Below are 10,382 nucleotides of genomic sequence, written 5' to 3'. Positions count from 1 at the left end.
CACTCGCGCCCCATGACTCTGCAAATCCGCCTGGCCACAGAGGCCGATGCCATTCTGCTCCCCACCATCGAGCGCAGCGCCGCCGCACTGTTTCGCCGCGACCCCGAACTGGCCTGGCTGGCCGACGCCGCGGTGCCCGACGCCGCGCAGCATCGCGCGCATATCCGCCAGCAGCGGGTGTGGGTGGCGGTGCTCGAGCAAGAGGTGTGCGCCTTCCTCGACGCCGAAGCCTGCGCCGACGCGCTGCATATCTGGGAAATCTCGGTCGCCAGCAACGCCCAAGGGCGCGGCATTGGCCGCCGCCTGCTGGAGACGGTGCGCGAACAGGCGCGCCAGCAAGGCTTCAGCGCCCTGACCCTGAGCACCTTTCGCCAACTGCCGTGGAATGAACCCTTCTACCAGCGCTGCGGGTTTGTCACCCTGGACGCCGACCAACTGGGGCCGCGCCTGCAACAGGTACTGGCCGAGGAAGCCCGCCATGGCCTGCCAACGGCCCGGCGCTGCGCCATGCGCCTGACGCTGCCTGCTGAACCAAGCCAATCGTAGGAGCGAAGCTTGCTCGCGATGCACCTGAGTGCGCCGCGTTCATCCAATGAGTACGCGCCATCGTTAACGACCATCGCGAGCAAGCTTCGCTCCTACAGAAGATGGGGCGGTATTTGAGATGGGGCGCGGGTCTTCTTGAAGTGCCCGCGCAACTGTCAGAGGATGGCGAGCCTGGGCTGCAGGATCGCTAGGGATTATCGCCCACTCAGACAACAAGGACTCGTGCACCACCGTGGCCACTTATTCGCTGGTTATCCGCCGCCTGATGATCTGCTCGCTGACCATTGTCGTCAGTCGCGCCATCACCAGCCCCCTGCTCACCCTGTTCCTTAGCGAAAAACTCAGCCTCGATCAGCAGGACGTCGGTCTGCTGCTGGGGATCGCGGTGTTCATCGCCACCCTGCTCGCGCTGTATGGCGGCTACATTCTCGATCGCCTGGACAAGCGCCGGCTGCTGATCCTGACCATGCTCTCCAGCGGTATCGGTTTTGTGCTGCTGACCTTCGCCCACAACCTCTACCTGACCACCGGGATCCTGGTGATCACCGAAACCGCCTCGGCGCTGTTCCTGATCGGCTCCAAGGCGATCATCAGCGAAAACCTGCCGGTGAGTCAGAGGGCCAGGGTGTTCTCCCTGCGCTACACCCTGACCAATATCGGCTACGCCACCGGCCCCATGCTCGGCGTAGTGATCGCCGGGCACCTGCCGCTGGCGCCGTTCCTGATCGCCGGCGCCATCGCCCTTCTCAGCACCCTGCTGATGCGCGGCATTCCACCGACTCCGGGCCTGTCCTCGCTGAGCAAGCCGCAGAGTTTCCTCGACACCCTGGTGACCCTGAAAAACAACCGCACGCTGATCATGTTCACCTGCGGCTGCCTGCTCAGCACCATCGTCCACGGGCGCTTCACCCTGTACCTGTCGCAGTACCTGCTGGTCACCGAAGACGCGAAAAGCGCCCTCGACACCATGGCCGCCCTGCTGGCCTGCAACGCCATCAGCGTGATCCTTTTGCAGTACCAGATCGGCCGTTTCCTCAAGCGCGAACAGCTGCGTTACTGGATCGCCGTCGGCACCAGCCTGTTCATCCTCGGCCTGATCGGCTTCAGCCTGGCCGACAGCCTGCTGGGCTGGTGCCTGGCGATGTTCGTCTTCACCCTCGGCGAGATGATCATCTACCCGGCGGAGTTCCTGTTCATCGACACCCTGGCCCCCGAGGCATTGCGCGGAAGCTATTACGGCGCACAGAACCTCGCGGCCCTGGGCGGCGCCTTGAGCCCGGTGATCTGCGGCTACCTGCTGGTGCACACCCCGGCGCCGACCATGTTCTATGCCCTGAGCGCCTTGGCGGCCCTGGGCGGGCTGCTGTGTTTCATCAGCGGACGGCGGGTGGCCCAGGCCGCGACAGTGCAAAAATAGTGCACTTAAACAGCATTATTATGAATTTGTAGACGCTTCGATTGATCGGCACACTGTGCCGGTTCCTCCCCCCAAATGTTGGAACGTTTCAGGGCTTTCTGGTGATCCAGACAAGCCCTTCTTTTTGCCCGCTGAACCGGAATTGGATCGCTTCGTCATGCTTGCTCGCTGGAAACCCGCCGCCATCAATACCCGCCCCTCGGAATGGAGCCGCGCTGCGATCGGCATGGCCTTGGGCACGCTGCTCAGTGTCTGGTTATGCAGCCGGGTGTTCGGTATGGAGGTGGCGCTGCACCTGATCGGCCCGCTGGGGGCTTCGGCGGTGCTGCTGTTCGCGGTGTCGTCCGGGGCGCTGGCGCAACCCTGGTCGATCCTCGGCGGCTACCTGTGCGCCGCGGTCCTGGCGTTGCTGGTGGCCCATGTACTTGGACGCACCCTGGGCAGCGCCTGCCTGGCCGCCGGCATGTCCCTGGTGCTGATGTGCTGGCTGCGCTGCCTGCACCCGCCAGCCGGCGCCGTGGCCCTGACGATGGTGCTGGCCGACCCGGCCACCATCGCCCTCGACTGGCTGGCCCTGGGCCCGGTGATGCTGGCGGCCCTGTGCCTGTTGCTCAGCGCCCTGGCCTACAACAACCTGACCCGCATCCGTTACCCCAAGGGCCAGAGTGAACCCGCGACCAAGCTGCCCGCCGATCAGCCATCCACCGATGCCCTGGCCATCACCGCCGCCGACCTCAAGCTGGCGCTGGATGAAATGCAGGAGTTCTTCGACGTCACGCCGCAAGACCTGGAGCAACTGATCCATGCCAGCGAAGCTCATGCGCGCCGGCGGAGTATTGGTGAGGTGTTGGCGCCGCGGGTGTGATCCGGGTTATCCAGACGGATCGCGGACTCAGGTTTTACGGCAACTGCGTTGCCGATCGCAGCTTCGCAGGCTCGGCAGCGGCTACAGCAACTCCGCGCCCTGTAGCCGCTGCCGCAGGCTGCGATCGGCCCGGTCCGCGTTCGGGCGTAGAGGTCGTAAAACTAGACGCCACGTTTCTTGAGGTTGTCTCGATTCAGATCATCGGATCCCAACGCTGCGACCAGTCGGTGTCACTGGCGATGACTTCGCGCAGCACTTCGAAGGCCTGCTGCAACTCCGCCGAGTCCCGTTCGCGGGCATACAGCAGGTAGGTCGGGAAGTTGAATTCCGGGGCCTTTTCCACCCGTTCCAGCACGCCGCTGTCCAGGTAGCTTTGCACCACCCGGGTACGGAAGTAGCCGCTGCCGCCGCCTTCGAGAATGAACTGCAAGGCCAGCGGCCCGAGGTTGAAACCCACCGCGGCCTTGGCCTGGTCCGGCAGCGCCGCGTCGTGCTGGCGGCGGAAATCCTCGCCCCAATCGATGTACACATAAGGCTCGGGCCGGCCGGCCAGGCGCACCAGGATCAGCTTTTCCTCCAGCAACTGCTCGACCTGCAACCCCGGCCCGTACACCGGTTGGAACACCAGCGCGGCGTCCAGCACCCCCAGTTCCAGCTGGCGTTGCAGGCTCGCGCCCTCGGCGATCTGGCTGCGTACGGCGTGGCTGGGAATCGCCTGGCGCAAGCGCCTTACCCAGTTGAGCATCAGCGGATTGCACAGGCTGACTTCACCACCGATATGCAGCACGTTGCGATAACCGGCCAGCAGCGGCAGGTCGCGCTGGGCGGCTTCCCAGGTCTGCACCAGCTGGTTGGCGTAGACGATGAACGCCTCGCCGTCGGCGGTCAGCCGGGCCCCGGCGCGGTTGCGCACGAACAGCTTGCAGTTGAGCTGGCCTTCGAGGTTCTGCACCCGGGCACTGATCGCGGTCTGGGTCAGATGCAGGCGCTCGGCCGCGGCGATCAGGCTGCCGCTGCGGACGATTTGCAAAAAGGTGCGGGCCAGGTCGATGTCCATGTTGCCTCTGGGTCACGAAAGTCGAGCGCCATTGTAACGACCCGGGGCTTTCGAGCCAGGCTTTCAACTTTTGCCTAGCGGCTGACCATTACAAACTGACAGCTGAATAACAACCAGGATATGTTCCGGTAAGTTTGCTTACTGCCAATTTCAGCAACACCGCGACTTTACTGGCATCGAACAAATAATGACTTATTTATCAGGTTACTTCGTGAAATATCTTCCCCGACCGGACAAACGATATTTTCACAAAACACCCACTTAACATCGACACAACTCCTCCAAGAATTAACGCGCTCGCCACTCTGGGAATTGTCGATGTCGCGAATATTAAAAACACCCTTCCATCATTATCTGAAGCAACTTTCCCGCTACGCCCTGGTGGGCGTTCTCGCCACCTTGAGTCACTACGCGCTGTTCCTGGCCCTGATCGCTTGCATGCCGGCGCTGCTGGCAAGCCTGCTCGGCGCCGGCCTGGGCACCTGGGTCAGCTATCAGGGCAACCGGCGCTGGACCTTTTCCCGGGTGGCCCCCGAGACCAGGGCCGATCAGGCCCTGCGCTTCTGCCTGACGGCCGCTGGCTACAACCTCGGCAATGCCCTGCTGATGCTGTTTCTGCTGCGCCTCGAACCTGACTCGCCCTTGCTGATGCAAGTGCTCAGCACCCTCTGCCTGACCCTGGTCAGTTACTGGATCAATCGAACCTGGACTTTTAAACATGAAGTTGCCTAGTTGTGCTCGACCAGACACCCGCGAAATGCTCAGCATCATTATCTGCTGCTATAACGAAGCCCATGTACTGCCCGAATTCCACCGCCGCCTGATGTTGGTGATGGAGACACTTTCACTGGTCTACGAAGTTCTCTATGTGAACGACGGCAGCCAGGACGGCAGTTCCGAGTTGTTGGAAGAGTTCTGCCAAACGCCTCAAGTACGCTGTCTCAACTTGAGTCGCAACTTCGGCAAGGAATCGGCGATGTCCGCCGGGCTGGATCATGCCACCGGCGATGCGCTGCTGTTTATCGATGCCGACTTGCAGGACCCGCCCGAACTTATTCCGCTGATGGTCCGCCACTGGCTGGCCGGCAACGACATCGTCAACATGCAGCGCAGCGACCGACGCAGCGACACCGCGGGCAAGCGCCTGGGCGCGCAGTTCTACTACAAGCTGATGAACCTGCTGGTGGACAAGTACCCGGTGCCGCCGGACGTCAGCGACTTTCGCCTGATCGGCGCCGCGCCCCTGCACGCGCTGCGCGCCATGCCCGAGCGCGCCACCCTGATGAAAGGCCTGGTCAACTGGCTGGGTTTCAAGACCGTGGAGATTCCCTACGAGCGCGCGCGGCGCGGCGCCGGCGAGTCCAAGTGGAGCCCCATGGCCCTGGTGGACCTGGCCATGGAGGGCGTGCTGGCCTTCTCGCGCAAACCCCTGCGCTGGTTCAGCCTGCTCAGCCTGGCAACCCTGCTGCTGACTGGCGGCTACCTGCTGCGCCAGTGGTTGATCGATGCCTTCGACGTGCATCACCTGATCCTCGGCGCGCTGGCCCTGGCCCTGGTGGGCATCGCCATGGTCGGCGAGTACATCGGCGCCACGCTGGTGGAGGTCAAGCACCGCCCGCTGTATTTCCTGCGCAGCACCTTTGGCGGCTTTCCCCAGCGCCTGCAAGCGCCACCCTCCGTGCCATCCAGCGAACAAGACGAGATCCGATGAACAGCCTTTCAACCCGCCACCTGTGGTGGCTGCTGCTCGGCATCCTGGGCCTGCGCCTGATGACCCTCGGCCTCTACCCCCTGATGGACACCTCGGAAGCGCGCTACGCCGAGATGGCGCGCAAGATGCTCGAACTCGACGACTGGGTGACGCCGATGTTCGACTATGGCGTGCCCTTCTGGGGCAAGCCGCCGTTGGCCTTCTGGACCCAGGCCTTGAGCATGCAGCTGCTGGGCATCAACGAGTTCGCCGCACGCCTGCCCGCCTGGCTGTTGCACCTCGGCAGTTGCCTGATCCTCATCCGCTTTGCCCGCGAGGAGTACGACGAGCGCACCGGGCTGGTGGCGGCCATCCTGTTTTCCAGCTCCAGCCTGGGCCTGCTGTCGGCGGGCGTAGTGCTGACCGATCCGGCCCTGGGGTTCGCCGTGCTGCTGGCCTGCTACGGCTTCTGGCGCGGCACCCTGCATGGCGACCGGGCCTGGGCCCTGGCCGGTTTCTTCGGCCTCGGCCTGGGGTTGCTGGCCAAGGGGCCGCTGGCGCTGGTGCTGGTGGGCGCCCAGGCGGGGCTCTGGACCTTGTTGAACAAACAGTGGCGTGCCCTCTGGGCCTTGCCCTGGTTCAGCGGCCTGTCGCTGATGCTGCTGGTGGCGCTGCCCTGGTATATCTGGGCCGAACTGCGCAGCCCCGGGTTTCTCGATTACTTCCTGGTGGGCGAACACTGGAAACGTTATGTGGTCAGCGACTGGGCTGGCGACCTGTATGGCAGCGCCCATGCGCGACCGACCGGCAGCATCTGGCTCGACCTGCTGCTGGCGCTGTTCCCCTGGAGCCTGTTGTTGCCCCTGCTGTACGGGGTCTATCGGCAACATTCAAACATGCGTCTATCCCTGAGCTTCATCACCTTGTGGGCACTCACCACCCCGCTGTTCTTCACCTTCTCCGGCAATATCCTCTGGACCTATGTGCTGCCCGCCCTGCCCGCCTGGTGCCTGCTGCTGGCGCTGGCCCTGCGCACGCGCTCGAACGCCCCGGGCAAGCTGATGGCCGGCATGGCGCTGGCATTGCCCCTGGGATTGACGGTGGCGGTGGTCGAGGGCGGAACCTTCCAGCGCCCACAGAACCAGCAAGCCTTGGCCCAGGCCTGGAACGACCTGCAGGCTACGGAGGCCGCACCGTTGTACTACTGGGGGCGGCGCTCCTATTCAGGGGAGTTCTACAGTGGGGGCCAGGCACGGCGGATCAAGAGCCTCGCCGAGCTGCCCGCCAGCGGCGCCTTCTACCTGGCGCGCCGGGCCAAGGACCTGGACCCGCACCTGGACCAGCACCGCGCGCAGCTGCAACCCCTGGGCTGCGAGGAACGCTTGCGGATCAGCCAGAGCGTGCTATTCAAGTGCGTGGGGCGTTGAAAACCGGCCTTGGGCGGCGCCTTCGCCAGCGCTGCGCCTCATGCAAAAATGCACAGCCAACCTGCAGTTATCCCGGTTGTACATGGCAAATTTGCACTGTTACGATCCCTCATCGTTCGCGCGCGAACACACCGATAAAGAACAATAAAAGCAGGGAGTTAGTGATGACTGCTCAGGTTCCATCCCAGGCCACGCGAGACGCCGGCGCCACGTCGGTCGAGGCCTCGCAACAGGACGTACTGGCCGAAGTCCGCAACCACATCGGTCACCTGACCCTCAACCGCCCCGCCGGCCTCAATGCCATCACCCTCGGCATGGTGCGCACCCTGCAGCTACAGCTCGATGCCTGGGCCCAGGACCCGCAGGTGCACGCGGTGGTCCTGCGCGGCGCCGGCGAAAAAGCCTTCTGCGCCGGCGGCGATATCCGCACCCTCTACGACAGCTATAGGAATGGCCAGACCCTGCACGAAGAGTTCTTCGTCGAGGAATACGCGCTGGACCTGGCGATCCACCATTACCGCAAGCCGGTGCTGGCGCTGATGGACGGTTTTGTCCTCGGCGGCGGCATGGGCCTGGTCCAGGGCGCCGACCTGCGGCTGGTCACCGAGCGCAGCCGCCTGGCGATGCCGGAAGTGGCCATCGGTTATTTCCCGGATGTCGGCGGCAGTTACTTCCTGTCGCGCATCCCCGGCGAGCTGGGCATCTACCTGGGGGTCAGCGGCGTGCAGATCCGCGCCGCCGATGCCCTGTACTGCGGGCTGGCGGACTGGTACCTGGAGAGCGACAAGCTGAGCCTGCTGGATCAGCGCCTCGACAGCCTGCAATGGCGCGACACCCCGCTCAAGGACCTGCAAGGCCTGCTGGCCAAGCTCGCCGTACGGCAGTTGCCGGACGCACCGCTGGCGGCGCTGCGCCCGGCCATCGACCATTTCTTCGCCCAGGCCGACGTACCGAGCATCGTGCAACAGCTGCGCGAAGTGACCCTGGGCGATACTCATGAATGGGCCGCCAGCACCGCCGACCTGCTGGCGACTCGCTCGCCCCTGGCCATGGCCGTGACCCTGGAAATGCTCCGCCGCGGCCGCCAGCTGAGCCTGGAACAGTGTTTCGCCCTGGAGCTGCACCTGGACCGCCAGTGGTTCGAGCGCGGCGACCTGATCGAGGGCGTGCGCGCCCTGCTGATCGACAAAGACAAGAACCCACGCTGGAACCCGCCGACCCTGCAGGCGCTGGACGCCGCGCACGTGGCGAGTTTCTTCAGCGCTTTCGACCCGAGCCGGAGCTGAGCCATGCACGACATTGAATTGAGCGAAGAGCAGGTGATGATCCGCGACATGGCCCGGGACTTCGCCCGCGGTGAAATCGCCCCTCATGCCCAGGCCTGGGAAAAGGCCGGCTGGATCGACGACGCCCTGGTGGCGAAGATGGGCGAGCTGGGCCTGTTGGGCATGGTGGTGCCCGAGGAATGGGGCGGCACCTATGTCGACTACGTGGCCTATGCCCTGGCGGTGGAAGAAATCTCCGCCGGCGACGGCGCCACCGGCGCGCTGATGAGCATCCACAACTCGGTGGGCTGCGGGCCGATCCTCAACTACGGCAGCGACGAACAGAAACAGACCTGGCTGGCGGACCTAGCCAGCGGCCAGGCGATCGGCTGCTTCTGCCTGACCGAACCCCAGGCCGGTTCCGAAGCCCACAACCTGCGCACCCGCGCCGAACTCAAGGACGGCCAGTGGGTGATCAACGGCGCCAAGCAGTTCGTCAGCAACGGCCGGCGCGCCAAGCTGGCCATCGTCTTCGCGGTGACCGATCCGGAGCTGGGCAAGAAAGGCCTGTCGGCGTTCCTGGTGCCCACCGACACCCCGGGGTTCGTCGTCGATCGCAGCGAACACAAGATGGGCATCCGTGCCTCGGACACCTGCGCAGTAACCTTCAACCAGTGCACCGTCCCCGAGGCCAACCTGCTGGGCGAGCGCGGCAAGGGCCTGGCCATCGCCCTGTCCAACCTCGAAGGCGGCCGTATCGGCATTGCCGCCCAGGCCCTGGGCATCGCCCGCGCGGCGTTCGAGGCGGCGCTGGCCTACGCCCGCGAGCGGGTGCAGTTCGACAAGCCGATCATCGAGCACCAGAGCATCGCCAACCTGCTGGCCGACATGCACACCCGCCTCAACGCCGCGCGCCTGCTGATCCTGCATGCCGCGCGCCTGCGCAGCGCCGGCCAGCCGTGCCTGTCGGAAGCCTCCCAGGCCAAGCTGTTCGCCTCGGAAATGGCCGAGAAGGTCTGCTCCTCGGCAATCCAGATCCACGGTGGCTACGGCTACCTCGAGGACTACCCGGTGGAACGTTACTACCGGGACGCGCGGATCACCCAGATCTACGAAGGCTCCAGCGAGATTCAGCGCATGTTGATTGCTCGGGAGTTGAAGAACTATCTGTTGTGATCCCCTAAAAGCATCGCGGGCAAGCCTCGCTCCTACGGACAGTGAAACCTGTAGGAGCGAGGCTTGCCCGCGATAGCGTCTTCACAGGCACCGCACAAACAAAAATCGCAGCCAAGGCTGCGATTTTTTATGGGTAACGACAGCCCGGATCACTTGTCCTTGAACTGCGCCTCCCGCTTGGCAATAAACGCCGCCATACCCTCCTTCTGATCCTCGGTGGCGAAGGCCGCGTGGAACACCCGGCGCTCGAAACGCACGCCTTCCGACAGACTGACCTCGAAGGCGCGGTTCACGCTTTCCTTGATCATCATGCTCACGGGTACCGACTTGGCGGCGATCAGCGCCGCGACTTTCAGCGCTTCGTCCAGCAACTCGTCGGCCGGCACGATGCGCGCGACGATGCCGCAACGCTCGGCTTCCACCGCATCGATGAAACGCCCGGTCAGGCACATTTCCATGGCCTTGGCCTTGCCCACGGCGCGGGTCAGGCGCTGGGTGCCGCCCATGCCCGGCAGCACGCCGAGGTTGATTTCCGGCTGGCCGAACTTGGCGTTGTCGCCGGCCAGGATGAAGTCGCACATCAGCGCCAGTTCACAGCCGCCGCCCAGGGCAAAACCGTTGACCGCGGCGATGATCGGCTTGCGCCGGTTGGCCACCCGGTCGCTGTCGCTGAACAGGTCGTCCATGTAGATCCGTGGGTAGGTCAGCTCGGCCATTTCCTTGATGTCGGCGCCGGCGGCGAAGGCCTTCTTCGAGCCGGTAAGGACGATGCAGCCGATTTGCGGATTGGCTTCCAGGCTGTCCAGGGCCTGGTTCACTTCGCTGACGATCTGCGCATTGAGAGCGTTCAGCGCCTGCGGACGGTTGAGGGTGATCAGGCCGACGCGGTCCTTGATCTCCAACAGAATGGTTTCGTAACTCATGGATCAGCTCCTGCTA

Annotated in this window: 10 protein-coding genes; 8 read left to right on the top strand and 2 right to left on the bottom strand. The window is 64.3% G+C overall.

Translation table 11 applies throughout. The annotated features are described in order from the left end of the window. Window positions 1-12 precede the first annotated feature (12 nt). The 3 genes from C4K38_RS15230 to C4K38_RS15215 all read left to right on the top strand — a co-directional run bounded on the left by C4K38_RS15230 (window position 13) and on the right by C4K38_RS15215 (window position 2,828). Window positions 13-546: a GNAT family N-acetyltransferase gene (locus tag C4K38_RS15230; protein WP_053279091.1), complete on the top strand. Its 534-nt coding sequence runs from the start codon at window positions 13-15 to the stop codon at window positions 544-546. A 232-nt stretch (window positions 547-778) separates the two neighbouring features. Then, window positions 779-1,963 carry an MFS transporter gene (locus C4K38_RS15220; protein WP_053279090.1) on the top strand — a complete coding sequence of 395 codons (1,185 nt, stop codon included), beginning with the start codon at window positions 779-781 and terminating at the stop codon, window positions 1,961-1,963. Window positions 1,964-2,120: 157 nt separating this feature from the next. Further along, complete coding sequence (locus tag C4K38_RS15215; RefSeq protein ID WP_053279089.1) at window positions 2,121-2,828, top strand: HPP family protein; 708 nt, start codon at window positions 2,121-2,123, stop codon at window positions 2,826-2,828. A gap of 193 nt (window positions 2,829-3,021) precedes the next feature. Here C4K38_RS15215 and C4K38_RS15210 read toward each other — a convergent pair whose 3' ends face one another. Then, window positions 3,022-3,885 (bottom strand): LysR family transcriptional regulator, encoded by an 864-nt coding sequence (locus C4K38_RS15210; protein ID WP_025808969.1) that lies wholly within the window; start codon window positions 3,883-3,885, stop codon window positions 3,022-3,024. 318 nt (window positions 3,886-4,203) lie between these two features. On the opposite strand from C4K38_RS15210, the gene C4K38_RS15205 reads away from it, so the two are divergent. The 5 genes from C4K38_RS15205 to C4K38_RS15185 all read left to right on the top strand — a co-directional run bounded on the left by C4K38_RS15205 (window position 4,204) and on the right by C4K38_RS15185 (window position 9,443). Beyond that, a complete protein-coding gene (locus C4K38_RS15205) occupies window positions 4,204-4,617 on the top strand; it encodes a GtrA family protein (protein ID WP_081001505.1) in 414 nt (137 codons plus the stop codon). Window positions 4,618-4,642: 25 nt separating this feature from the next. Beyond that, the gene (locus C4K38_RS15200) at window positions 4,643-5,596 is read left to right on the top strand and encodes a glycosyltransferase family 2 protein (RefSeq protein ID WP_231998543.1); all 954 of its coding nucleotides are present in this window, start codon (window positions 4,643-4,645) and stop codon (window positions 5,594-5,596) included. Further along, complete coding sequence (locus tag C4K38_RS15195; RefSeq protein WP_053279086.1) at window positions 5,593-7,002, top strand: ArnT family glycosyltransferase; 1,410 nt, start codon at window positions 5,593-5,595, stop codon at window positions 7,000-7,002. The genes C4K38_RS15200 and C4K38_RS15195 overlap by 4 nt, the downstream gene beginning before the upstream one ends. 164 nt (window positions 7,003-7,166) lie before the next feature. Further along, window positions 7,167-8,288, top strand: coding sequence for an enoyl-CoA hydratase/isomerase family protein (locus C4K38_RS15190; protein WP_053279085.1), 1,122 nt, complete (start codon window positions 7,167-7,169; stop codon window positions 8,286-8,288). A gap of 3 nt (window positions 8,289-8,291) precedes the next feature. After that, a complete protein-coding gene (locus C4K38_RS15185) occupies window positions 8,292-9,443 on the top strand; it encodes an acyl-CoA dehydrogenase family protein (RefSeq protein WP_053279084.1) in 1,152 nt (383 codons plus the stop codon). Window positions 9,444-9,592: 149 nt separating this feature from the next. Here the strand turns inward: C4K38_RS15185 and C4K38_RS15180 are convergent, their stop codons facing one another. Then, window positions 9,593-10,366: an enoyl-CoA hydratase gene (locus tag C4K38_RS15180; protein WP_053279083.1), complete on the bottom strand. Its 774-nt coding sequence runs from the start codon at window positions 10,364-10,366 to the stop codon at window positions 9,593-9,595. Window positions 10,367-10,382: the final 16 nt, after the last annotated feature.

The organism is Pseudomonas chlororaphis subsp. piscium (genome assembly GCF_003850345.1).
Classification (GTDB): Bacteria; Pseudomonadota; Gammaproteobacteria; order Pseudomonadales; family Pseudomonadaceae; genus Aquipseudomonas; species Aquipseudomonas piscium.
The sequence above is the reverse complement of the archived record's forward strand: the minus strand, read 5'-3'. Positions and strand labels throughout refer to the sequence as shown.

Coding starts and splice junctions, on each gene's coding strand:
- C4K38_RS15230 (WP_053279091.1), top strand. CDS start 13: ATGACTCTGCAAATCCGCCTGGCCACAGAGGCCGATGCCATTCTGCTC.
- C4K38_RS15215 (WP_053279089.1), top strand. CDS start 2,121: ATGCTTGCTCGCTGGAAACCCGCCGCCATCAATACCCGCCCCTCGGAA.
- C4K38_RS15210 (WP_025808969.1), bottom strand. CDS start 3,885: ATGGACATCGACCTGGCCCGCACCTTTTTGCAAATCGTCCGCAGCGGC.
- C4K38_RS15205 (WP_081001505.1), top strand. CDS start 4,204: ATGTCGCGAATATTAAAAACACCCTTCCATCATTATCTGAAGCAACTT.
- C4K38_RS15200 (WP_231998543.1), top strand. CDS start 4,643: ATGCTCAGCATCATTATCTGCTGCTATAACGAAGCCCATGTACTGCCC.
- C4K38_RS15195 (WP_053279086.1), top strand. CDS start 5,593: ATGAACAGCCTTTCAACCCGCCACCTGTGGTGGCTGCTGCTCGGCATC.
- C4K38_RS15190 (WP_053279085.1), top strand. CDS start 7,167: ATGACTGCTCAGGTTCCATCCCAGGCCACGCGAGACGCCGGCGCCACG.
- C4K38_RS15185 (WP_053279084.1), top strand. CDS start 8,292: ATGCACGACATTGAATTGAGCGAAGAGCAGGTGATGATCCGCGACATG.
- C4K38_RS15180 (WP_053279083.1), bottom strand. CDS start 10,366: ATGAGTTACGAAACCATTCTGTTGGAGATCAAGGACCGCGTCGGCCTG.